The sequence below is a fragment of the Microbacterium sp. 22296 genome, from assembly GCF_052045385.1.
In the GTDB taxonomy this organism is placed as follows: Bacteria; Actinomycetota; Actinomycetes; order Actinomycetales; family Microbacteriaceae; genus Microbacterium.
Genome location: NZ_JBQEOS010000003.1, coordinates 1 through 21388 on the forward strand (window position 1 = coordinate 1; position 21388 = coordinate 21388).

The window sequence follows — 21388 nt, forward strand, 5'->3', positions numbered from 1 at the left end:
GACACGATCCGCCGCGTCTTCGACGAAGCGGCCGCGCGGGGCGTCACGCCTCTCGCCGCGGCCGAAGGATTGGCCGCGGAGCGGCTGGCGGTCGGCGCGCGAAGCTCCGCCCTCGTCTGACCCGCTCCGTCGCCAAGGCCGGACGACCCTGAGCCCCTCGGCTGGTCGCCCCCTGCCCTCGAGTGCGAAAAGAACCGGATGCCACGAGTTCGTGGCATCCGGTTCTGTCGGCAGGTGTCAGTGAGCGGCGTCGTAGGCGTCGAGGACGGAGGAGGAGATGCGTCCGCGCGTGTTGATCGCGTGACCGTTCCTCACGGCCCAGGACCGCACGTCGGCGAGGTCTCTCGTGGGGATCGCCCGACCGCGGGGGGTTCGCCGCGGCGCGGAGTGGGCGGAATTCGTCGCGCGACCCGCGGAAATGTAGGGCCGGAGCGCATCCCGCATCTTCTCGGCATTGTGGGGCGACAGATCGATCTCGTACGCCCGTCCTTCGAAGGAGAACTGCACGGTCGTCCCATCGTCGATCACCGAGCCGTCGAGATCGTCGATCACCTGTGTGATGTGCTTTTTCGCCATGCGCCGACCCTAAACCGCTGATCTTCCTCGTTTCAGCGAATGCATTACGAATTCACCCGCACGTTCGCCCCGATTGCGACCAATCGCCGCTTCTTTCACGATGCCGAAGTGGAGGAGCCGCGACTCTCGACGGCGACGATTCGATGGTCGTCGTCATGCGTGAGCTCGGTCGAGAGGAATTGTCCGTCACGGGGAAGCCGCAGGCTGAAGTCGGCGAATGCCGACATACGCAGTCGCCCCTCGCACAGCCGCGCGTCCAGCACATGGCCCCCGACCGACCGATCGTCGCTGAGGAAATGCAGGTGGAGGCCGGCCACAGTGATGCCCTGATAGATGCGGGGCATCCAGAAACCCACGAGCGTACCCGGACATTCGCGCGTGGTGGTCTCGATCTGCTCCGCCGCGACCTCGGCGAGGGGGCGGAACGGCGGATCCTGCCGACGCGTGACGCGGGTGAGGACGTGCGCGAGAATCCCGTCGATGCGCACCGCGTGGAAGAGGTTCCTGCTCAGCAACCGGTCCTCCACCGCCGACTGCACGCCCGTCAGATCGAGGTCGACGAGCGTCGACGGGTGCGACTCCCCCAGGGGGCAGACATCGACGAACGGGAGGCGTTCGTCGTCCCTCATCACCCGCGGGGGACCGTCGGCGGTGCACTCGAAGAGCTCGCCGTCGAGGATGACGACCTCGCCGCCCAGCCCCTCGCAGCACCCCACTCCGGTGTCGCCCGCGGCGCGCACGGCGTCGACCGACGCACCCTGCGAATACACGCCCGCCAGGAGTGCGTCGAGGACGGCGAACTGCGTCACCGCCCCCGGTGCCAGCCCCGCGGTCACGTCTGAGCTTCGCCGCCTCGACGGGGGATCAGGACGTCGCTTCGGTGTAGGCGTCGAGGATCGTCGCGGGCACGCGCCCGCGGTCGCTCACGGTGTGCCCGTTGGCGCGCGCCCATTCGCGCACGGCGCCGAGGTCGACGTCGTTCGACCGGCGTGCCGGACGCCCGCGACGCGCTGCCGTGTTGCCGCGCGACACCGAGCGGGCGGCATCAACGAAGGGGGCGATCGCCGAATAGAATTTGTCGGCATTGCGGTCGGAAAGATCGATCTCGTACGCTCGACCTTCGACCGAGAAAGTGATCTGCTTTCCCTGTCCGTCTTCGAGGACGGTACCGTCGAGATCATCGACGAGGTGCGTGATGTGCTTCATAGCCATAATGCGTAAAGATTACACCCACATGAATTGATTTACCTGACATGACAATTCCGTGTCAGCACGCTCGTCGGACGTCGGTGGACGAATAGTCAGTGGGCGCGGATGGGACTATCCTCCGTGGGTGGTGTCCGCTCCCTGGGCATCTCCTGAGACAGAGGAAGCACAGCGTGAGCCTTTTCCGAACGAAGACGGTGGAGCAGTCCATCGCCGACACCGATGAACCGGAGTTCCGACTCAAGAAGTCCCTGACCGCCGTCGACTTGACGGTGTTCGGCGTCGGTGTCGTGATCGGGGCCGGTATCTTCACGTTGACCGGCCGCGCCGCCCACGACGTCGCCGGACCCGCCGTCGTCATCAGCTTCATCATCGCGGCCATCGCGTGCGGTCTCGCCGCGATGTGTTACGCCGAATTCGCCTCGACCGTGCCCGTTTCCGGTTCGGCCTACACGTTCTCGTACGCCTCGCTCGGCGAGCTGTTCGCATGGATCATCGGATGGGACCTCATCCTCGAGATGTTCCTCGGCGCCAGCGTCGTCGCACAGGGGTGGAGCGCCTACCTCGGCACCTTCCTGCAGCAGATCGGCATCGTGCTCCCGGAGGCGATCTCGTACGGCGGCGTGGTCGACCTGCCCGCGATCCTGCTCGTCCTCGTCCTCGGCGGTCTGATGACCCTCGGCATCAAGGAATCCCTGCGCGTGAACCTGGTGCTCGTGGCGGTGAAACTCTTCATCGTCCTGTTCGTGATCATCGCCGGCATCCTGTTCATCAACCCGGCCAACTACAGCCCGTTCGTGCCCGAGTCGGTGCCGACCGAGTCGGCGTCGGGTCTCACCCAGCCGCTGCTGCAGTTCCTCTCGGGTCTCGAACCCGCCACCTTCGGCGTCGGCGGAATCCTCGCGGGCGCGGCGCTGGTGTTCTTCGCGTACATCGGCTTCGATGTCGTCGCCACCACCGCGGAGGAGACGAAGAACCCGCAGCGCGACCTGCCGATCGGCATCATCGCCTCGCTCGTGATCTGCACGATCCTCTACTGCGCCGTCGCGATCGTCGTCACCGGCATGGTCCCCTACGGCGAGCTGAACCCCTCGGCGGCCCTGGCGAACGCCTTCGCCTTCCACGGCCAGACCTGGATGGCGACCGTCATCGCCGCCGGTGCGGTCGCGGGTCTCACCACGGTGGTGCTCACCCTCATGATCGGTGCGACCCGCATCATCTTCGCGATGTCGCGCGACCGGCTGCTGCCGGGGGCCCTCGCCAAGGTGCACCCGCGACTGCGCACCCCCTGGGTCATCTCGATCCTCGTCACCGCGATCGTCGCCGTCGTCGCCGGGTTCACCCCCATCGGGGTGCTCGAAGAGATGGTCAACATCGGCACCCTCTCGGCGTTCGTGCTCGTCTCGGTGGGCGTGCTCGTGCTGCGGCGCAAGCGCCCCGACCTCAAGCGCGGCTTCCGCGTGCCGTGGAGCCCCGTGCTCCCGGTCCTCTCGGCGCTGATCTGCACCTACCTCATGCTCAACCTGTCGGTGGAGACGTGGCTGCGCTTCCTCATCTGGCTGGCCCTCGGGTTCGCGATCTACTTCGCGTACTCGCGGCGTCACTCGCGTGTCGGCACGGGTGAGTTCATCGCCCCGCGCGTGGTCGGCCCCCCGAAGGAGTAATTGCGGACACCGGATGCCACGACCCCATCGCCGCTGCGGCCGGGGCCGTGGCATCCGTCGTTCCGCACCGCCGTCACTCTCTCGCTGGCCACCGCGCGCCGGCCGCTCGAAACGGATGACTCAGCCTGTCGCGTCGGGCGAAAGACGCCGCGGGGTCGGCGATGCGGGACCACCGCGTTCGGGGACGTCGCGTGCTCCCCCCTAGGGTGGTGATCGTTCGATGACGACGATTTCCGTTCCGGGGGGTTTCATGGGGATCGCACGCACGTGGGTCTTTCCGATTCTGCGTATCCTTCTGGTCGCCCTGGTGGCGGCCGCACTCATCAAGCTGGCGTTCTTCCCTGACCGCCCGGTCGACGCCTCGCCGGCCGTGCCCACGGGCGCGATCGTCGAGCCGCGCACGGTCGCCGCTCTGGGCACCATCACCAACGACGTCGTGCTGAAGGCCACCGTCTCCGCCGACGCCGCCGTTGCGATGAAGTCGACGGCAGCGGGCACGGTGAACAAGATCTTCGTGGCCCAGGGCGCCACGGTCGACCAGGGCGACGTGGTCTTCGACGTGAAGGTGCCGATCGAGCGGGACCCCGCCGACAGCGTCGACGCCGAGGGCAAGCCCAAGCCGGCGATCTTCCGCTACGTCGAGGTCACCGCACCCGCCGCGGGCACGCTCAGCTCGCTCTCGGTGATCGCGGGTCAGGACGTCACGATCGGCGCGACCACCGGCACCGTGGCGCCGCCCACCTTCTCGGTGACGGGGACGCTCGAGCCGTCGCAGCAGTACCGTCTGCTCGATCGGCCCACCGAGGCGACGGTGACCATCACCGGCGGACCCGCCGCCTTCACGTGCGGCAACCTCCGCATCACCACGCCGCTGGCCGGCAGTACCGGCGGCGACAGCTCGGGTACCGGCGCGGCCGCCGGTTCCGGGAGCGGCACGTCCACCGGGGCGTCCGGGTCGGGCACGACCGCCACCTGCGCGGTCCCGGGCGATGTCACCGTCTTCGCCGGCCTCGCGGCCGAGATGACGATCGCCGGCGGACGCGCCGAGAACGTGCTGGTGGTCCCGACGACCGCCGTGCGCGGGGCGGCGCAGAGCGGCACCGTATGGGTCACGGCCGCCGACGGCTCCACCGAGGAGCGTGCCGTCGCCCTCGGTCTGACCGACGGCACGCAGGTACAGGTCACCGAGGGTCTCGACGACGGCGAGGAGATCCTGCAGTTCGCCCCGGGCGCGATGTCGACGCCCGACGACGGCTGCACCGTCTATCCCGATGGCTCGATGTACTGCGAACAGGCCCCCGCGTCGTGAGCCTGCTCACCCTCAGCGAGGTCACCCGCACGGTGATCCCGCCGGACCAGCCCGCCCTGACGATCCTCTCGGGCGTCGACCTCGCGATCGAGCCGGGCGACCACGTGTCGATCGTGGGCCGGTCGGGCTCGGGCAAGTCGACGCTGCTCAACATGCTGGGTCTGCTCGATCTGCCCACGAGCGGCGAGATCACCTTCGACGGTCGTCCGGTGAAGGCGTACTCCGCGGCCAAGCGCGACCGCCTGCGCGGTGCCGCCATCGGCTTCGTCTTCCAACAGTTCAACCTGCTGCCCGGGCGCACGGCCCTCGAGAACGTCACCATGCCGCTGCTGTACTCGACGGGGCGCACCTTCTGGCGCCGCAAGCGGATCGCCGCCGAGATGCTCGAACTGGTGGGTCTCGAACACCGCCTGAGCAGCATGCCCGACCGCCTGTCCGGCGGTGAGCAGCAGCGCGTCGCCATCGCGCGCTCGCTCGTGCGCGGTCCACGTCTGATCCTCGCCGACGAACCCACCGGCGCCCTCGACCTCGACACCGGTCAGAGCGTCATGGAACTCATCGACGAGGTGGCGGCCCGCACGGGGGCAGCGCAGGTGACGATCACGCACGACCCCACGATCGCCCGGCGGGCACGCCGTCACTTCCGGCTCGATCGCGGCGTGCTGACGCCCGTCGACGACCCGAGCCTCGAACCGCTCACGCGTCGCGACCGCCGCGAGATGGCCCCGGACGCCGGAGCGGTGGCCGCCCCCGACGACTCCGGGACCGACGAGACCCTCGCGCGCCTCGGCCTGCTCGACGCGACGACCGCCGCCGGATCCGCGACCCCGGCGAACACCGAGCGGACGGAATCCTGATGCGCGCCCTCACCGCCTTCGTCGGCGCCCTGCTCGAAGCCGGGCAGGAGGTCCGGGTACACCGCACCCGTGTGCTCCTGTCCCTCGTCGGCGTCGCCGTCGCCGTGTGTTCGCTCACCACGGTCGTCGCCCTGGGTGCGATCGTGCAGCAGGCCAATCAGGAACTCAGCGAGCGCAGCTCCGGGCGCCCCGCCACGTTGTTCGTTTCCGCGTTCCCCACCGGTGGCGACACCCTGGATCCCGAGCGGATGGATGCCGCGTGGGCCGAGGTCGTGACGCGGTACGACGTGACCTACGCGAGCCGCGTGCAGAACACGACGCAGCTCGTGCCGTTCCCCGACGGGGCCGTGCAGGTGGGCACGCAGGCCGTCGATCAGCCCTACGGCGAGATGCACCGTGTGCAGATGCAGGAGGGCGAGTGGTTCACGGAACTCGACACCCGGCAGCTTGCCCCGCAGCTCATCGTGAACGAGATCTTCTGGGACAGGATGGGCCGCCCGCCGCTGTCGAGCCACCCGGTCGTCGCGCTCGGCGGTCAGGGCGTGCCGAACTCGGCATCCGGGATCCCCTCCGGCGGCGTGCGCGCGGTCGTGGTGGGCGTCACCCCGTCGCCCACGTGGGATACGACACCGTCGATGTTCATGCTCGCCGATCACCTGACCGCCATGCAGGACGCGGCCGCCGGCGAGCGCGGGGCGAGCGCGGCGATCGCGACCGATCCGTACGGCGGCGGGGGCGCTCCCCAGACGCAGTACGAGATGTGGGTTCCACCGGAGCTGTCCGAGCAGCTGACCACGCTCGTCAAGCGCGACCTCGCCGGCGCCCTCGGCGATGGCGTCGAGATCAGCATCAACCGGCAGGACTGGGCCACCTACGGCGACGATCCGTTCGCGGTCACCCGGACGGTCGTCGTCGGCATCGCCGTGCTCGTGCTGCTGCTCGGAGCCCTGGGACTCGTGAACATCGCCCTCGTGACGGTCAAGCAGCGTGTGCGCGAGATCGGCATCCGCCGGAGCTTCGGTGCGACGGCGAGTCGGGTGTTCTTCGCGGTGATGATGGAGAGCGTCGTCGCCACGGTCGTCGCGGGTGTTGTGGGCGTGATCGTCTCGGTCCTCGTGGTGCAGTCTCCCGCTGTGCGCGACCTCGTCGGGCAGGGCATGATCGACGACTTCCCGCCCTTCCCCGTGGATGCCGCCATCACCGGTCTCATCGCCGCGACCGCCGTCGGCGCCGTCGCGGGCCTGCTGCCCGCGCTCGTGGCCGTGCGGGTGAAGGTCATCGACGCGATCCGCTACTGAGGTCCCCGCGCGGCCGCAAGATCGCGGAGGTCATCGAACCCGTCGGCGCCGCTCCTGTTCCCCGGAGCGGCGCCGAGGTCTATGGTGAGGTCCACGTTCTCCCGTCGAAGGATGCCTCGATGCCCACGTCACTCGTCGTGTACCTGTCGTTCGCCGGCGCCGCCCGCGAGGCGATGACGTTCTATCAGACGGTGTTCGGGGGCAAGCTCGCCCTGCACACCTTCGCCGACTTCGGCATCGCCGACGCCCCCGCGGAGGGTGTGATGCACTCCGAGCTGCGCGCCGACGGCTTCACGGTCATGGGTGCCGACGCCTTCAACGAGCCCACCGAGGGGTGGGGCACGAACCGCGTCCACGCCGCGTTCATGAGCGACGAGTTCGACCGGGTGCGAGGATTCTACGACCGGTTCGTCGAGAACGGAGCCAAGGTGGTCGCCCCTCTCGAGAAGCAGGTGTGGGACGACTTCTATGGCGAACTCGTCGACCCGTGGGGCATCGCGTGGATGTTCAACATCGCCGCCCCGGGAGGATGGGCCGAAAGCGGCTGAGCCGGCCCCCGCTTCCCCGGAGGCAGGACGTGGAATGTGCGAATGCCCCGCGACACGTGTCGCGGGGCATTTCTCTGGTGGACCTGAGGGGATTCGAACCCCTGACCTCCTCGATGCGAACGAGGCGCGCTACCAACTGCGCCACAGGCCCAGAAACCTCGTAAACACTATCACGTCACACAGCCCTCGCCGGACGCCCGCCACCCGTGGGAAGCGCGAGCGACCGCCGTATGCCGAAAACCGCATGCAGCGCGGCGGCGAGCGCCGATGAGGCCGAAGCGAGAGCGCTTACTGACCCGACGCGCGACGCTCCAGCAGGTGGCGCACGTGGTTCTCGATCTCGGTGTCGTCGACGTAGCCCATCGCCGCGTAGGGCGAGGGGGCCGCCACCGCGGCGGGACGCACCGATTCGATCGGGGTCGGGGCCTGCTCGGCGGCGAGCTCACGAGCGGCTTCCTCACGGGCGGCCGCGCGCAGCGCCTCGCGGGCGAGCTGCTCGTCGACGACGGCGGCGGCACGCGAGCCGGCCGATGCGACGAGGGGCCGGGGCAGCTCGCGCGGGGTCCAGGTGGGGCGCGGCGTGGGCGCGAGCGGCACGTCTTGCAGTTCGGGGACGACGGCCCGGGTGCCGGAGGTCTGCACGGGGTGCGCCGTACCGCGAGCGGCGATGACCGCGGCCCTCCGGAGGACGACGACGGATGCCACGACGACCGTCGCGCCCGTCACGAGCAGCAGCGGAGCAGCTCCCCCCAGGACCTGCACGGTGCCCACGGCGACCGCGATGAGTCCGGCGAGGGCGACGAGGACGGCGGCGAGGCGGAAGCGGCGGCGCGCGCGGGCGCGACGGACCTCGGGCCGAACCTCGACGGCCTGTCGTTCCGCGTGAGCGCGTTCGAGCGCGGCGACTTTCTGAGCCCGCGTCTTCTCGAGCGCGGCGGCCTGTTCGGCGCGGGCGACCTCGAGGGCAGCGGCACGTTCCGCGCGTGCGATCTCGACCGCGGCGGCACGCTCGGCGCGAGCCACCTCGACCGCCGCAGCACGTTGCTCCTTGACGAGGTCGCGCTCGCGAGCGCCCTCGAGCCGCGCGACCTCGAGACGCGCCTTCGCCGCCGCGAGTTCCGTGCGGGCCTTGTCGGCTTGCACCTGGCGGGCGAGCTTCTGCTGCTGGTGGGCGGTGCGTGCGGTCAGCTCGAGCCGCACCTCCCGCGGCGTCTCAGCGGTTTCGGCGAGCACGCGCAGAGCCTGGTTCAGGCGGACGGCGTTGCGCTCGGCGGAGGTGAAACGGTGCCGGCTCTGCCAGGACGGCAGCAGATACACCAACCACAGCGCGACCGCGACGAAGACGATCACTCCACCGCTCAGAACCTGCCCACCCATGGGTCAAAGGTAGGTCACCGACAGATCACGGAGCGGTATCCCTCCGCGTGTCGTCGGGACCATCCGGCTATAGATGCGCAAAGAACCGTCAGATGCGGTCGGAGGGAGGCACGCGCGCCGCGTCGGGGGGCACCTGGCCGCGATTCCACCGGTCGAGCACCCCATACGGCACTTCTTCGCGTACGAGCGCGAAGGAGTAGTGGTCGCGCCAGTCCCCGTCGATGTGGATGTAGCGCCGACGCAGACCCTCGTAGCGGAAGCCGAGCTTCTCGACCACGCGAAGACTCGCGTGGTTCTCGGGGCGGATGCAGATCTCGACCCGGTGCAGATTGAGGGCGGTGAAGCAGACGTCCGTCGCCATCGCGACGGAGACGGTGGTGATCCCCCGCCCGGCGTACGCCTCGGCCACCCAGTAACCGATGGTGGCCGAGGCGAGCGATCCGCGCGAGACGCCCCAGACGTTCAGCTGACCGGCGACCTCGTCTTCCCACTCCATCACGAAGGGGACGCCGAGTCCGTCCCGGTACTGCTGCAGCAGACGACGGATGCCCAGGCGCATGTCGAAGGACACCGGGCCGTCGGGGCTCGTCGCCTCCCAGCGGCGCAACCACGAGCGGTTGTCGACCAGCTGCTGCTGGAGGACACGCGCGTCGCGATTGCGGATGAGGCGTATCGACACCTCACCGTGCCGCCGTGGGACGGAGAGATCCATGGAAGCCGGCGGGGTCACAGACCCTGCGCGAACTCCTTGAACCACGGACGCAGGGCCGGACCCAGGTCGTCACGGTCGGCCGCGAGCTGGACGATCGCCTTGATGTAGTCGACGCGGTCCCCCGTGTCGTAGCGACGACCACGGAACACGACGCCGTACACGCCGCCGCCGTCACCGCCGCCCGTCGCGAGCTCTTCGAGTGCGTCGGTCAGCTGGATCTCGCCGCCCTTGCCGGGCTCCGTGTGCTCGAGCACGCCGAACACGTCGGGACCGAGCACGTATCGACCGATGATCGCGAGATTGGAGGGGGCGTCTTCGGCCTTCGGCTTCTCGACGAGCTGGGTGACCTTGACGACACCGTCTTCATCGGTGGGCTCGACCGCGGCCACACCGTAGAGGTGGATGTGCTCGGGGTCGACTTCCATGAGCGCGATCACGGTGGCGCCGCGCTTGTCGTACTCCTCCATCATCTTGGTGAGGAGGGGATCGCGTTCGTCGATGAGATCGTCGCCGAGCAGGACGGCGAACGGGTGGTCTCCCACGTGGGCGCGGGCACGGAGCACGGCGTGGCCGAGACCGCGCGGCTCGCCCTGGCGGACCAGGTGGATGTCGGCCAGATCGGACGAGTGCTCGACCTTGGCGAGCTTGTCGTCGTCGCCCTTCTCGCGCAGCTTCGCCTCGAGCTCGGGCATGGAGTCGAAGTGGTTGGCGATGTTGTTCTTGTTGCGGCCGATGATGATCAGAACGTCATCGATGCCGGCGCCGGTGGCCTCTTCGACGACGTACTGGATGGCGGGCTTGTCGACGACCGGCAGCATCTCCTTGGGCATTGCCTTCGTGGCGGGGAGGAAGCGAGTACCGAGACCGGCGGCCGGGATGACGGCCTTGAAGGGCTTATGAGGCATGGGCATACCTTAGCGGGCACCGATGACGCTGCTGTAACACGCGCGCACGTAGACTGGCGGGCATGCCGGATCGCATCGAGCAGGCCAAGCGCGCGCTGCGCGCCGACCTGCGCGAACGCCGTCAGACGATCTCCGCCCACGCGCGCGAAACGGCGGAAGCCGGCGTGAAAGCGCAGCTCGACGCCCTCGTCGACCGTCTCGGCGCCCGAAGCATCTCGTGCTTCCTCTCGACGCCGACCGAACCCGGCACGCACGCCTTCGTCGCGGGCGCGGTCGCCCGTGGCATCCGGGTCCTTCTGCCCATCACGCGCGAAGACGGTCTGCTCGACTGGAGCGTGGCCACCCCCGACACCGAGATCGCCGAAGGCCTGTTCGGTCTGCCCGAGCCCGTCGGCGACGTGCTCGGGCCCATCGCGGTCAACGACGTCGATCTGCTGGTCATCCCCGCCGCCGCCGTGGACCAGCGCGGGATGCGACTGGGCTGGGGCCGCGGCTATTTCGACAAGACCCTCGGCTCGATGGAGAAATGCCCGCCGGTCTACGCCGTGATCTTCGACTCCGAGTACATCGACGACGTGCCCCGCGACGTGCACGACCAGCCCGTGACGGGTGTGGTCACCCCCACGCGGACGCTGGCGATCGCCGCCCCCACCGCCTGAACACCCGAAGGAACCCGATGCCCACCTACTCCTACGCCTGCAAACAGTGCGGTCATCGTTTCGACACCGTGCAGTCCTTCTCGGATGCCGCGCTGACCGAGTGCCCGGAGTGCGGCGGCGAGGTGCGCAAACAATACGGATCGATCGGGGTGACCTTCAACGGGTCGGGCTTCTACCGCACCGACTCGCGCACATCGTCATCGTCGAGCTCGTCGGGCGCAAGCAGTGGCGACTCGTCGTCATCCACGACATCATCGAAGTCGGAAACGAAGACGTCCGCTCCGTCCTCGGCCTCCTGAGCCCCGGTCGGCGCGGCAGAAGGGGAGCCAGCGCATGATCAAAGGATTCAAGGAGTTCATCCTCCGCGGAAACGTCATCGACCTCGCGGTCGCGGTCGTCATCGGGGCGGCGTTCACCGCGGTGGTCAACGCGATTGTCACGGCGCTGATCAACCCGTTGATCGAGATCTTCTACGTGCCGAACGAGAACGGCGAGTTCGGACCGAGCTTCACCGGCATCTACGGCCAAGAGGTGGTGTTCCCGCTCGGCGGTCTGCTCACCGCCGTCATCAGCTTCCTCGCCGTCGCGGTGGTGGTCTACTTCGTGTTCGTCTACCCGATGAACCACTGGAAGGCCCGCGCCGCCGCACGCGCCGGTGTCGCCGCCGCCGCGGCATCCGAGGAGCCGAAGCTGCCGACCGAGCAGGAACTGCTCGTGCAGATCCGCGACCTGCTGGAGCGCCAGAACAAGGCCTGACGTTCGACGGCGTCCGCGGCCGGAGTCTCTCCGACCCGGGCGCCGTAGGTCTTGGCTGCTCAGTAGTGGGGCGGGACGTCGCCGAACATGCGCTCGTCGTTGGGGCCGGATGCCAGGGGCTTCGACCCTCGACCCCGTTCGAGGTCATCGGCGGGGGCCGGCTCGGCCGTCGTGCCCGGCGCCGGGAGCAACCGCGCGCGCCGAGAGCCGCTCACGCGGACGACGGGCTGACGCGCGGGTGAGGTCTCAGCCTCGGACGCAGCAGAGGTGCCGGAGGCTTCGACGGGCTCAGCCTCCTCTGGCGCGGCGGAGGCCACCCCTGACGCGGAAGAGGTCCCTGAGCCTGTCGAAGGGACCGGGGCGACACGTTCGACGCCGCCCCCGACGGCATCCGGAGCATCGGTCATCGCGCGCTCAGCCGGGCAGGTCGAGCGACTCGGTCGTGGCATCGGGCGCGGCGGAGTCATCGGGCGCGACGCCGAGCAGCTCGGCGATCCGCGCGGCCACTCCCGCGGGGTCGCTGTACAGGTCGAACGCGTGCACGCGGACGTAATGCCAGCCCAGGCGGCGCAGGATCTGCGGCCGCAGCCGGAGCGTCTCGCGCAGCGATTCCCCGATCGTCTCGGGATCGCTCTCAGCCACGACGGCCTTGCCCTTGTAGCGCGCGACGAGCGGCAGCAGACCGCGATAGTCGACGTCGACCTCGACGCCGAGACGACGAAGCTCGCGCGCGAGGGCGCGGGTGAGCGGGTCGGCGAGGTCTTCGAGACGGCTCTCACGACCGCGCGAGGCGACGTTGCCGAGGATGCCCATGAGGGTGGCCGCGCCGTGCTCGAGGCGGCCGTCGTCGAACGCCGACGGGCGGATCGACGACACGATCACCATCGAGCGGCGCGCGCGGGTCATGCCGACCGTGAGCAGGCGCTCTCCATCGGGGGTCGACAGGTCGCCGAAGTCGCTGAGCACGCGCCCGTGGCGGGTGAGGCCGAAGCCGAGCGAGAACACCACGCGATCACGGCTCTCGGCCACCGACTCCTCGAGGGTGAGCACGGCGAAGGGCTCGGCGGCATCCCTCGAAACGAACTCCGCGACGTCGGAGCGGCCGGCCAGCGCCGCCACGACCGAGGCGCGGACGCGCTCGGCGTGCTTGCGACTCGCGGTGACCACCATGAGCGATTCGGAGGCGCGGTTGACGGCGTGCTCGACCACGAGGGTCACCACGCGGGCGACCTCGGCGTCGGGGCTCTCGACCGCGCCGCTGATGGGGTCGGGGGCGCCGACTCCCCCCTCGACGTAGTCGACGCTCAGGCTGCCGCGGCCCAGGTACGAACCGGCCCAGGGCAGCGAGACGATCTCGCCGCCGTAGAACGCGTCGTTGACCAGCTGCGAGAGGTCCTCTCCCCCGGCGCGGTAGCTGCGGGTGAGCGTCTCGACCGGCAGCAGCTCCGCGATGCGCTCGAAGACCGAGGTCTCATCGAACGGCACCTCGTCGGCGTCATCGGGCGCGGCGGCGATGGCGGCGCTCACACGGAAGGGCGTGGGCTTCTGCACGACAGGGTCGCCGAACAGCACGACCTGACGGGCCCGGCGCAGTGCCGGCGCCGCCTCGGCGAGGCAGAGGGCCGCGGCATCCGCGATGATCACGACATCGAAAGCCAGATCCTGCGGCACGTCGGGGACTTCGTAGGGCGAGGCGAGCCACACCGGCGCGAGGGTGCGCAGCAGGATGGGCGCGGCATCCGAGATCTCCTGCGCGGTGTGCAGTCCGTCCTTGAGGGCGCGCTTGAGGGCGACGGCCTCGTCGGCGTGGTCGACGATGCCGATGCGCCACTGCGTCGCCAGCTGCGCGGCGAGGAGCGGCCCCGCGGCCGCGGCGTGCGCCTCGTCGACCAGCCGGAAATCGCGTTCGAGACGGTCGACGACACTGGTGTTCGCGCCCAGCAGCGCTCGATCGGTGCGCAGCAGGTGCTCGAGCGCCGACTGCCACCACGCGAACTCCAGCTCCGCGCCGACCCGCTCCTCGGGCACGTGCCGCACCGAGAGCTCGACGAGCAACTGCTCGAGACCGAGGCGGGCCAGCTCCGAGCGCAGCTGCGCGCGCTCGACGAGGTTGTCGAAGAACGTCGACTCGGCGGCGAGCCCCGCGAGCGTGCGCACGAGGCGCTGCACCGGCAGCGTCGTCAGGCGCTCGGAGCCCTGACGGCCGAGGATCTGATCGAGTTCGCCGAGAAGGGCGTCGGTGCGCTGCCAGGCGACGTGGACGTCGGCCAATCCCAGGGGCACCTCGGGCGCGACACCGGCTTCGACCACGCGCTGCCACTCGGTTCGCTGCTGCTGAATGCGCACGAGCGCCTCGTACATGTCGGGAACGTGCACGCCCGGGCGCACGTACTCCTTGGACAGGCGCTTGAGGCGACGGCGGTTGGGCCCGCTCATCGGCGACGCGTCACGGCGCGGAGAATGCGCGTCGATCAGCTCGCCGAGCGGACGCTCGAACACCGTGGGGCTGAAGCGGTCGAGCGACTCGCGGATGCCCTGGAGCAGTTTGAGGTAGGCGCCCAGCTCCGACACGGTCTGGAAAGGACGCATCCGCGTCTTGGCGATCAGCTCGTACCCGCGCTCGAGCAGACGCGGCACCTCGTGGGCGTGCAGCTTCCCCGCGAGGTCGTGCGCCGCGCGCGCGTCCTCTGTGCGCGTGAAGCTGACGCCGTACCAGGGCGAATCGTCGGGTCCGAACCGGAACTCCCCCAGACGGGCCGCCATCGCGAGGGCCCGGGCCGCGGCATCCCGTCGTCCGGCGAGCTTCTCGAGCGTGGCGAGATCGAACCGCGCCTCGGTCGAGGGGGCGGGAGAGACGGATGCCAGCGACGTGAGCGCGCGCAGGACCTCGAGCGCCGAGACGCCCAGGGCCAGGTGCGGTTCGGTCACGGCGGAGCGGTAATCGCGCAGGACCGTGCGCAACCGCACCAGCGCGTCGTCGATCTCGGCGACCTTCGGCGGCTCGGCCTTCTCGTTGCGGCTGATGGCGCGGATGAGATCGCGGCGCACGTGGCCCGGCGAGACGGCGAGACCGGTGAGGCCGACCCCGGCGAGGCGGTGGCGGATGCCGTCGAGCGTCGAGCGTCGAGCGCTGACGACGAGCACGCGCTTGTTGTCGCGGACCAGCTGGCCGACGGCGTTGATGACGGTCTGGGTGCCGCCCGTGCCGGGCAGGGTGTGCACGGCGAGGGAGTGGCCGGCGCCGATGCGGGCGAGCACGCGCTCCTGCTCGGCGTCGGCGTCGAGCAGCAGGGTGTCGGCCGCGGGGGTCCGCTCGTCCGGGCTCACGATCGCGGGGTCGTCGCGGCGCACCGTGATCCGAGCCCGGTCGTCGTGGTGCCCGGCGAGCGCGTTCAGCAGTGTGTCGTCGAGGTGCTGGGTGTCGCGGGCCATGCCCGACGCGACATCGGCGAAGGACGAGATGACCAGACGCGGGTGCACGACGAAGGTCGGCACGTGGGTGGTCAGACGGCGGATGTGGTCGATGACCGGCTGCGGCTTGAAAACGCCCTGGTCGTAGGCGAGGCCGGCCAGCGCCGCGCTGTCGATCTGGATGCCGAGGTGCGTGCGGAAGGCGCGCGCGAGCTCGGGGTTCATCACGAACGCGCCGTGGAGTTTCACCTCGAAGTCGCCGTGGTGGCGGCGGATGGCGAGCGGACGCAGCAGCACGGGGGCCGACCACTCCACTCCCCCGATCTTCCAGGCCGACAGGCCCACAGCCAGATGCACCGGTTCGAGACCGCGCGCGGTGCGCAGCTCGACGTTCTTCGCGGTGATGCGCTCGGCGGCCAGACGCGCCGTACGCAGCGCCACCTCATCGCGGAAGAGGTTGGACAGCATGGTTGCGCGACCCGTGATGAACTGCGGGAGGGAGCCCGGGTGCGCCTTGGTGATGTCGATCCCGGCGTCGCGCGCGTCGTCGAAACGCAGAAGGGTCGATCGTCCGCCCAGGGCCGCCGCCTCCGCGCGGATGCGGTCGCGCTCGGGGTCGGCGACGTGGCGGACCACGATGCCGGGCTCCGACAATCGCAGCTCGCCCGGATCGACGGACGAACCCGTCTCGTCTCCGTCGGTACCGCTCACGGCACCGTCCTCAGCTCGCCACACACCTGCCAGACTAAGCCGGGCACCTGTGGATCGCTTGCAGTGGGGGCGAGTTTCGCGGTAATCGGCGACACGCCGCCCCACCGGCGATTCCTCCCCAGCGGGCAGGTCAGCGGCATCCTCCACCGATCGCCCGTACACCCCGGGCGTCGGAGTTCGCGCCTCGTGAAGATGGGCCCATGAACAGAGTCACCAGCACCGAATACGACAGTCCCGTCGGACCGGTCCTCCTCACCTTCGTCGACGACGCCCTGGTGCGCCTGCACGTCGCCCACGAGGGCATCGACAGCGCCCGCGCACAGATCGCGCAGCGACTCGGGGTGCTGCCCGACCCCGACCCCTCCTGCGGCGACCATCTCGCCCGTCAACTCGACGAGTACTTCGCCGGCGCGCGTCGGTCGTTCGAGGTGCCACTCGACTGGCGTCTGGTGCGCGGGTTCACCCGGAGCGCACTCGAGGCGTCGCAGCAGATCCCCTACGGCGAGGTGGCCTCGTACGGCGAGGTCGCCGCGCTCGCCGGGGCACCTCGCGCGGCACGAGCCGTGGGCACCGCGTGCGCGTCGAGCCCGTTCTCGATCGTCGTGCCGGTGCACCGGGTCGTGCGCGCCGACGGGTCCATCGGCGAGTACGGGGGCCACCCCGAGGTGAAGGAGTACCTGCTCTCGCTCGAAGACGAAGCGGCGCGCGCGGACGGTCTGCGCGCGCGAGCGTGATCGCGGGGAGCGGGTGCGGCCGGCTCGGGTGGCGAATCAGCGCGAGCGTGATCGCGGGGAGCGGGCGCAGCCGGCTCGGGTGGCGAATCCGCGCGATAAGAAGCGCCACGGACCGCGCATCGTGAAGACGGATGCCGTCGCCCGGCGCCGCCGGGGCTGGGCGACGGCATGGCGGGCGGCACGACCACGCCCGGCCGTATGGCGGGCGGCACGACCACGCACGGCGGCATGGCGGGCGGCACGACCACGCCCGGCCGTCGCGTGCTGCGAGGGCCGGGCGTCGTCGGGGGTGCGACCGCGTCTGCTCAGTGGTTGGACGCCTTCTCGGCACCGAAGCCGGTGAGCGAGCGCACGTCCATCTCCGCGGCTTTGCGCCGGTCCTCGGCGGTGCGTGAGGTGACCGATCCCAGCCAGCCGAGGAAGAACCCGAGCGGGATCGACACGATCCCAGGGTTGTTCAACGGCCAGATCGCCACTCCCGTGTCGACGAACACGCTGGTCGGCGTTCCCCAGAACACGGGCGAGAGGAAGATCAGCACGAGGGCCGAACCGAGGCCGCCGTACATGCTCCACACCGCGCCGCGCGTGGTGAACCTGCGCCAGAAGAGCGAGAACAGGATGGTCGGCAGGTTCGCCGACGCGGCGACCGCGAAGGCGAGTGCGACCAGGAACGCCACGTTCTGCCCCTGCACGCCGATGCCGCCGAGGATCGCGAGCACGCCGATGACGATCACCGTGCGGCGGGCGACCTTGACCTCGCCGTCGGGCGGGACGTCACCCTTCTTCACCACGTTGGCGTAGATGTCGTGCGCGAACGAGGCCGCGGCCGTGATGGTGAGACCGGCGACCACCGCCAGGATGGTCGCGAAGGCCACGGCCGAGATGAATCCGAGCAGGAGCGGACCGCCCAGGGCGAAGGCGAGCAGCGGAGCGGCGGCGTTGACCCCGCCGGGGGCGGCGAGGATCGCCTCCGACCCGACGAGCGCACCGGCGCCGTAACCGAGCACGAGCGTGAGGATGTAGAACAGCCCGATCAGCCAGATCGCCCAGACGACCGAGCGACGTGCCTCCTTGGCGGTCGGCACCGTGTAGAAGCGCATGAGCACGTGCGGAAGGCCCGCGGTGCCCAGCACGAGAGCCAGCGCGAGCGAGATGAAGTCCCACGGGTTCTTGCCGTACTGCAGTCCCGGCGCGAGCACCGCGTCGCCCTTCGGCGAGGCCGCGACGGCGCTCTCGAGCAGGGTGTTCAGGCTGAAGCCGTTGATGGCGAGAACCCACACCGTCATCACGACCGCGCCGCCGATGAGCAGGAACGCCTTGACGATCTGCACCCAGGTGGTGCCTTTCATCCCGCCGATGAGCACGTAGACGATCATCAGGATGCCGACCACGGCGACGACGATCGACTGCCCGACGCGCTCGGTGATACCCAACAGCAGCGACACGAGCCCGCCGGCACCGGCCATCTGCGCGAGGAGGTAGAAGAAGCACACCGCCAGCGTCGTGATCGCGGCCGCCATGCGAACAGGTCGCTCCTTCAGACGGAACGACAGCACGTCGGCCATCGTGAACTTCCCGGTGTTGCGCATGAGCTCGGCCACCAGCAGCAGCGCGACCAGCCACGCCACGAGGAACCCGATGGAGTAGAGGAAGCCGTCGTAGCCGTTGATCGCGATCGCGCCGACGATGCCGAGGAACGATGCGGCCGAGAGGTAGTCGCCGGCGATGGCGAATCCGTTCTGGGGGCCGGTGAACGAGCGCCCGGCGGCGTAGTAGTCGGCGGCGGTCTTGCTGTTGCGGCTGGCGCGGATGACGATGAACAGCGTCACGGCGACGAACGCACCGAAGATCGAGATGTTCAGCACCGGGTTGTTCTCGACCGTCTGCGCGGCCGCGTCGAGCTGGGCGAGGACGACGTTCACGACCGACCTCCCTCGGCGCGCTCGAGCTCGGCGCGCAGGGCTTCGGCCCCGGGGTCGAGGCGGCGGTTCGCGTAGGCGACGTACCCCATGGTGATGGCGAACGTGGTCACGAACTGTCCGAGGCCGAACAGCAGCCCCACGGTGATCGCGCCCGACACCGGCTGCGCCATGAAACCCGGGGCGAAGGACGACAGCAGGACGTAGACGAAGTACCAGACGAGGAATGCCACGGCCAACGGGAAGACGAAGCTGCGCTGCCGCCTCTTCAACTCCTGGAACGGGGCGGACTCCTCGACCGCGATGTAGTCGACGCCGTCCTTGTGGATGTCGTCGAGGGGACGATCCGTCATGTGGCCTCCTTGCCTCATGAATCCGGCGCAGCACTGCGCCGGCGGGGGGTGTGTGACCGGGTTCTGAGAACGCTCCCGGTGGTAGGGTCGACGCTACGAAACGCGGCGACGAGGCCGTCACCCCCGGAAGTAGGTAGTGCGTGGGAGCACCATCCTCTCTTCGAGACGACGCGAGCCTGATGACGCACGCCGTCGCCGAACTCGCCCGTCGCACGCACTTCCCCGTCGCCTTCGGCGGTCTGGAGCACGACGGCGCGGTGCACGTCAGCTCCATCGTCGGGGCCCGCACCCGCAGCATCGAGGGTCTCGTCGTGCACGCCTCGCGCGGCCTCGGTGGCCGGGCGCTCATCGAGCGGCGTCCGCGGATGACCCTCGACTACCGCACGTCCCGGACCATCACGCACGACTACGACCGGGCGATCCTCGGCGAGGGCATCGCGACGCTGTTCGCGGTGCCCGTGCTCGTCGGCGGGTCGGCGCGGGGGGTGCTGTACTGCGGATCGTGGGCGCAGACGCCGATCGCCGAGCTGCAGGCACGTCCGGCCCTCGACGTCGCCGGGGAACTCGGCACCGAACTGCGCGTCCGCGCGGAGGTGCAGCGTCGACTCGCCACCGCCCCCGCGCCCGAGGGGGGCCTCGGCGCCGGGGCACGCGAGGAGATCCGCGAGAGCTACGCGCAGTTGCGCAGCATCGCCGCCACCGTCGGCGACACCGAGGTGCGACGCCGTCTGGAAGACATCGAGGCGCGACTCGCGGCTCTCACCGGCGACGCCCCCGCCGCGGCCGTCGACTCCGACCTGCACCTGTCGCGGCGCGAGATCGACGTGCTGGCGTGCGCGGCGGTAGGCTCCACCAACGGTGAGATCGCGGCATCCCTGGGTCTTCGCGAGACCACCGTGAAGTCGTATCTCGCCTCGGCGATGTCGAAGCTCGACGCCTCCACCCGGCACGCCGCCGTGACGCGGGCGCGCCGCGCGGGGCTGCTTCCCTGACGCCTGAACGGCCGGTGGGAGAACCCTGGCAATGGCGGCGAGAGGTTGAGGATGCCGCCGATTCTCGGCATCGTGGCTGGCTCCTGTCGTCGATCAGAGAAGGAGAGTCACCCATGCTGACGCTCACCGAAGAGGCCACGACCGCCGTCAAGACCATCACCGCGCAGTTCCCCGACGCCGCCCAGGGCGGCGTACGGATCGCCGGGGCCGGGTCGCCCGAGTCGCAGTTCGCGCTCTCGGTCGTCGGGGCCCCCGAGCCCGCCGACACGGTCGTGGAGAACGCGGGTGCGCGGGTCTTCCTCGACACCGACGCCGCCGCCGTCCTCGATGACCGCGTGCTGGACGCGCAGATCGACCCCCAGGGCTCCGTGCAGTTCGCCGTGACCAACGCCGCCTGACGCCCTCCCCGCGTGAACGATGCCCCGGCCGCGTGCCGGGGCATCGTCATGTCCCGGAAAGCGTGCGGGCCGAGGTCGTCGCGTGCCCTTCAGGTCGGAGAGACGCGGGCGGCAGCGCTGCCGCGTAGACGACGAGCTCAGCCGCGCAACCGGCGGTCGAGCCGCATCCGGTCAGCCGCGGAAGACGACGATCTCGTCGTTGGCGACGTCGTAGACGAACTGCAGCGCCGTACCCGCGGGGAAGTCGGTCTGCGCGCGCTCGGGCGAATCCTCTCGCAGGAACATCGTGGAGCTCGGCGGGAAGACCCCCGCACCGCAGATGCTCATCAAGAACGAGTCCCCGCTGTAGGAGAACCCTCCGCTCTCCGCGGATTCGAGGAGGACGGGCTGCCAGATCGTCATGCAACGGGAGGTGTTCTCCGCGCTCTGATACGGGGGCAGGGTGATCACCCGGTACCCCTCGAACTCCTCGTAGGCGGTGATCTCACCGGTGATCCCCTGCGTCAGCGCGCTCGGAACCCGGAACGACGGGTCCGGTGACAGCCGCGCGATCTGCGCCGCCCCGGTCTGCAGCGGATCCGTCTGGACGCGCTGGACGACGGTCACGACCGTGGCGAGGGTAGCGAGGACGAGGCCCGCCGCGGCCAGCAGGATCACCGTCGAACGGCGCAGGCGCGGCAGGGTGAACCGTGGCGAGGAGGGTGCGGCATCCGGGATCCGGTCCTCTGCGGGAAGGACGGCGTCCTCACCGCCCACCTCCCTGGCGGTCGAGTCCTGCTCGAGCGCTCTCGCCTCGACCGTGACCGCGCGCTCTTCGAGCTCGATCAGCCGACGCATGGCGGCGGGGTCGGCCGAGATGTCCGCCGCGGGCGAGTAGGCCCGGCGGCGCAGGTGAGCGAGTTCGGCGTCTTCGTCGATCGACATGAGGCGATTCAATCAACACCGGCGACGCGCGTCGCGCGCCGGACCGGATCGGACGCCGGAAAAACCCGGTCCGTCGACC

The 21388-nt window shown here is 69.9% G+C and carries 22 protein-coding genes and 1 tRNA gene; 11 read left to right on the forward strand and 12 right to left on the reverse strand.

Going from position 1 to position 21388, the window contains the following annotated elements:
- Window positions 1-237: 237 nt before the first annotated feature.
- The 3 genes from ACTJJP_RS06260 to ACTJJP_RS06270 all read right to left on the reverse strand — a co-directional run bounded on the left by ACTJJP_RS06260 (window position 238) and on the right by ACTJJP_RS06270 (window position 1782).
- On the reverse strand, window positions 238-576 hold the full coding sequence (locus ACTJJP_RS06260; RefSeq protein ID WP_440774167.1) for a histone-like nucleoid-structuring protein Lsr2: 339 nt from the start codon (window positions 574-576) through the stop codon (window positions 238-240).
- A 95-nt stretch (window positions 577-671) separates the two neighbouring features.
- Window positions 672-1412, reverse strand: a complete 741-nt coding sequence (locus tag ACTJJP_RS06265) for an acetolactate decarboxylase (RefSeq protein ID WP_440774168.1) — start codon at window positions 1410-1412, stop codon at window positions 672-674.
- Window positions 1413-1440: 28 nt separating this feature from the next.
- Window positions 1441-1782 (reverse strand): histone-like nucleoid-structuring protein Lsr2, encoded by a 342-nt coding sequence (locus tag ACTJJP_RS06270; RefSeq protein ID WP_440774169.1) that lies wholly within the window; start codon window positions 1780-1782, stop codon window positions 1441-1443.
- 173 nt (window positions 1783-1955) lie between these two features.
- On the opposite strand from ACTJJP_RS06270, the gene ACTJJP_RS06275 reads away from it, so the two are divergent.
- The 5 genes from ACTJJP_RS06275 (at window position 1956) to ACTJJP_RS06295 (ending at window position 7458) form a co-directional block, all read left to right on the forward strand.
- Window positions 1956-3446: an amino acid permease gene (locus ACTJJP_RS06275; protein WP_440774170.1), complete on the forward strand. Its 1491-nt coding sequence runs from the start codon at window positions 1956-1958 to the stop codon at window positions 3444-3446.
- 250 nt (window positions 3447-3696) lie between these two features.
- Window positions 3697-4755 (forward strand): hypothetical protein, encoded by a 1059-nt coding sequence (locus tag ACTJJP_RS06280; protein ID WP_440774171.1) that lies wholly within the window; start codon window positions 3697-3699, stop codon window positions 4753-4755.
- On the forward strand, window positions 4752-5612 hold the full coding sequence (locus ACTJJP_RS06285; RefSeq protein WP_440774172.1) for an ABC transporter ATP-binding protein: 861 nt from the start codon (window positions 4752-4754) through the stop codon (window positions 5610-5612). The genes ACTJJP_RS06280 and ACTJJP_RS06285 overlap by 4 nt, the downstream gene beginning before the upstream one ends.
- On the forward strand, window positions 5612-6910 hold the full coding sequence (locus ACTJJP_RS06290) for an FtsX-like permease family protein (RefSeq protein ID WP_440774173.1): 1299 nt from the start codon (window positions 5612-5614) through the stop codon (window positions 6908-6910). Before ACTJJP_RS06285 ends, ACTJJP_RS06290 begins: the two co-directional genes overlap by 1 nt.
- A gap of 119 nt (window positions 6911-7029) precedes the next feature.
- Entirely contained in the window at window positions 7030-7458 is a 429-nt protein-coding gene (locus tag ACTJJP_RS06295) for a VOC family protein (RefSeq protein ID WP_440774174.1), read from the forward strand.
- 75 nt (window positions 7459-7533) lie between these two features.
- On the opposite strand, the gene ACTJJP_RS06300 is transcribed toward ACTJJP_RS06295, so the two are convergent.
- From ACTJJP_RS06300 to galU, 4 genes are all read right to left on the reverse strand, one after another.
- A tRNA-Ala gene (locus ACTJJP_RS06300) sits at window positions 7534-7609 on the reverse strand.
- 137 nt (window positions 7610-7746) lie between these two features.
- Window positions 7747-8835 carry a large exoprotein gene (locus ACTJJP_RS06305; protein ID WP_440774175.1) on the reverse strand — a complete coding sequence of 363 codons (1089 nt, stop codon included), beginning with the start codon at window positions 8833-8835 and terminating at the stop codon, window positions 7747-7749.
- 88 nt (window positions 8836-8923) lie between these two features.
- Window positions 8924-9547 carry a GNAT family N-acetyltransferase gene (locus ACTJJP_RS06310; RefSeq protein ID WP_440774176.1) on the reverse strand — a complete coding sequence of 208 codons (624 nt, stop codon included), beginning with the start codon at window positions 9545-9547 and terminating at the stop codon, window positions 8924-8926.
- 14 nt (window positions 9548-9561) lie between these two features.
- A complete protein-coding gene (galU, locus tag ACTJJP_RS06315; RefSeq protein WP_440774177.1) occupies window positions 9562-10452 on the reverse strand; it encodes a UTP--glucose-1-phosphate uridylyltransferase GalU in 891 nt (296 codons plus the stop codon).
- A 62-nt stretch (window positions 10453-10514) separates the two neighbouring features.
- On the opposite strand from galU, the gene ACTJJP_RS06320 reads away from it, so the two are divergent.
- From ACTJJP_RS06320 to mscL, 3 genes are read left to right on the forward strand one after another with little or no spacing between them, the layout of a single operon-like run.
- Complete coding sequence (locus tag ACTJJP_RS06320; RefSeq protein WP_440774178.1) at window positions 10515-11111, forward strand: 5-formyltetrahydrofolate cyclo-ligase; 597 nt, start codon at window positions 10515-10517, stop codon at window positions 11109-11111.
- 17 nt (window positions 11112-11128) lie between these two features.
- Window positions 11129-11410: an FmdB family zinc ribbon protein gene (locus ACTJJP_RS06325; protein ID WP_440774179.1), complete on the forward strand. Its 282-nt coding sequence runs from the start codon at window positions 11129-11131 to the stop codon at window positions 11408-11410.
- Window positions 11411-11444: 34 nt separating this feature from the next.
- A complete protein-coding gene (gene mscL / locus ACTJJP_RS06330) occupies window positions 11445-11867 on the forward strand; it encodes a large conductance mechanosensitive channel protein MscL (RefSeq protein WP_440774180.1) in 423 nt (140 codons plus the stop codon).
- Window positions 11868-11926: 59 nt separating this feature from the next.
- On the opposite strand, the gene ACTJJP_RS06335 is transcribed toward mscL, so the two are convergent.
- Together ACTJJP_RS06335 and ACTJJP_RS06340 are read right to left on the reverse strand one after the other, a co-directional pair.
- Window positions 11927-12082, reverse strand: coding sequence for a hypothetical protein (locus tag ACTJJP_RS06335; RefSeq protein ID WP_440774181.1), 156 nt, complete (start codon window positions 12080-12082; stop codon window positions 11927-11929).
- Window positions 12083-12281: 199 nt separating this feature from the next.
- Window positions 12282-15989 (reverse strand): AAA family ATPase, encoded by a 3708-nt coding sequence (locus ACTJJP_RS06340; protein ID WP_440774182.1) that lies wholly within the window; start codon window positions 15987-15989, stop codon window positions 12282-12284.
- A 200-nt stretch (window positions 15990-16189) separates the two neighbouring features.
- On the opposite strand from ACTJJP_RS06340, the gene ACTJJP_RS06345 reads away from it, so the two are divergent.
- Window positions 16190-16723, forward strand: a complete 534-nt coding sequence (locus ACTJJP_RS06345; RefSeq protein ID WP_440774183.1) for a methylated-DNA--[protein]-cysteine S-methyltransferase — start codon at window positions 16190-16192, stop codon at window positions 16721-16723.
- A 305-nt stretch (window positions 16724-17028) separates the two neighbouring features.
- Here the strand turns inward: ACTJJP_RS06345 and ACTJJP_RS06350 are convergent, their stop codons facing one another.
- Both ACTJJP_RS06350 and ACTJJP_RS06355 read right to left on the reverse strand, forming a co-directional pair.
- Window positions 17029-18645, reverse strand: coding sequence for a solute symporter family protein (locus ACTJJP_RS06350; protein ID WP_440774184.1), 1617 nt, complete (start codon window positions 18643-18645; stop codon window positions 17029-17031).
- The gene (locus ACTJJP_RS06355; RefSeq protein WP_440774185.1) at window positions 18642-18995 is read right to left on the reverse strand and encodes a DUF485 domain-containing protein; all 354 of its coding nucleotides are present in this window, start codon (window positions 18993-18995) and stop codon (window positions 18642-18644) included. The genes ACTJJP_RS06350 and ACTJJP_RS06355 overlap by 4 nt, the downstream gene beginning before the upstream one ends.
- A gap of 179 nt (window positions 18996-19174) precedes the next feature.
- Here ACTJJP_RS06355 and ACTJJP_RS06360 point away from each other — a divergent pair, with 179 nt between their 5' ends.
- Together ACTJJP_RS06360 and ACTJJP_RS06365 are read left to right on the forward strand one after the other, a co-directional pair.
- Window positions 19175-19987, forward strand: coding sequence for a response regulator transcription factor (locus ACTJJP_RS06360; RefSeq protein WP_440774186.1), 813 nt, complete (start codon window positions 19175-19177; stop codon window positions 19985-19987).
- A gap of 113 nt (window positions 19988-20100) precedes the next feature.
- Window positions 20101-20385 carry a Fe-S cluster assembly protein HesB gene (locus ACTJJP_RS06365; protein ID WP_440774187.1) on the forward strand — a complete coding sequence of 95 codons (285 nt, stop codon included), beginning with the start codon at window positions 20101-20103 and terminating at the stop codon, window positions 20383-20385.
- 171 nt (window positions 20386-20556) lie between these two features.
- Here the strand turns inward: ACTJJP_RS06365 and ACTJJP_RS06370 are convergent, their stop codons facing one another.
- Window positions 20557-21309: a hypothetical protein gene (locus tag ACTJJP_RS06370; RefSeq protein WP_440774188.1), complete on the reverse strand. Its 753-nt coding sequence runs from the start codon at window positions 21307-21309 to the stop codon at window positions 20557-20559.
- Window positions 21310-21388 lie beyond the last annotated feature (79 nt).

Bases quoted from the DNA above. Each gene is read 5' to 3' on its own strand.
- ACTJJP_RS06260 (WP_440774167.1), bottom strand. From the start codon at position 576: ATGGCGAAAAAGCACATCACACAGGTGATCGACGATCTCGACGGCTCG.
- ACTJJP_RS06270 (WP_440774169.1), bottom strand. From the start codon at position 1,782: ATGAAGCACATCACGCACCTCGTCGATGATCTCGACGGTACCGTCCTC.
- ACTJJP_RS06280 (WP_440774171.1), top strand. From the start codon at position 3,697: ATGGGGATCGCACGCACGTGGGTCTTTCCGATTCTGCGTATCCTTCTG.
- ACTJJP_RS06290 (WP_440774173.1), top strand. From the start codon at position 5,612: ATGCGCGCCCTCACCGCCTTCGTCGGCGCCCTGCTCGAAGCCGGGCAG.
- ACTJJP_RS06295 (WP_440774174.1), top strand. From the start codon at position 7,030: ATGCCCACGTCACTCGTCGTGTACCTGTCGTTCGCCGGCGCCGCCCGC.
- ACTJJP_RS06305 (WP_440774175.1), bottom strand. From the start codon at position 8,835: ATGGGTGGGCAGGTTCTGAGCGGTGGAGTGATCGTCTTCGTCGCGGTC.
- ACTJJP_RS06310 (WP_440774176.1), bottom strand. From the start codon at position 9,547: ATGGATCTCTCCGTCCCACGGCGGCACGGTGAGGTGTCGATACGCCTC.
- galU (WP_440774177.1), bottom strand. From the start codon at position 10,452: ATGCCTCATAAGCCCTTCAAGGCCGTCATCCCGGCCGCCGGTCTCGGT.
- ACTJJP_RS06320 (WP_440774178.1), top strand. From the start codon at position 10,515: ATGCCGGATCGCATCGAGCAGGCCAAGCGCGCGCTGCGCGCCGACCTG.
- ACTJJP_RS06325 (WP_440774179.1), top strand. From the start codon at position 11,129: ATGCCCACCTACTCCTACGCCTGCAAACAGTGCGGTCATCGTTTCGAC.
- mscL (WP_440774180.1), top strand. From the start codon at position 11,445: ATGATCAAAGGATTCAAGGAGTTCATCCTCCGCGGAAACGTCATCGAC.
- ACTJJP_RS06345 (WP_440774183.1), top strand. From the start codon at position 16,190: ATGAACAGAGTCACCAGCACCGAATACGACAGTCCCGTCGGACCGGTC.
- ACTJJP_RS06355 (WP_440774185.1), bottom strand. From the start codon at position 18,995: ATGACGGATCGTCCCCTCGACGACATCCACAAGGACGGCGTCGACTAC.
- ACTJJP_RS06360 (WP_440774186.1), top strand. From the start codon at position 19,175: ATGACGCACGCCGTCGCCGAACTCGCCCGTCGCACGCACTTCCCCGTC.
- ACTJJP_RS06365 (WP_440774187.1), top strand. From the start codon at position 20,101: ATGCTGACGCTCACCGAAGAGGCCACGACCGCCGTCAAGACCATCACC.
- ACTJJP_RS06370 (WP_440774188.1), bottom strand. From the start codon at position 21,309: ATGTCGATCGACGAAGACGCCGAACTCGCTCACCTGCGCCGCCGGGCC.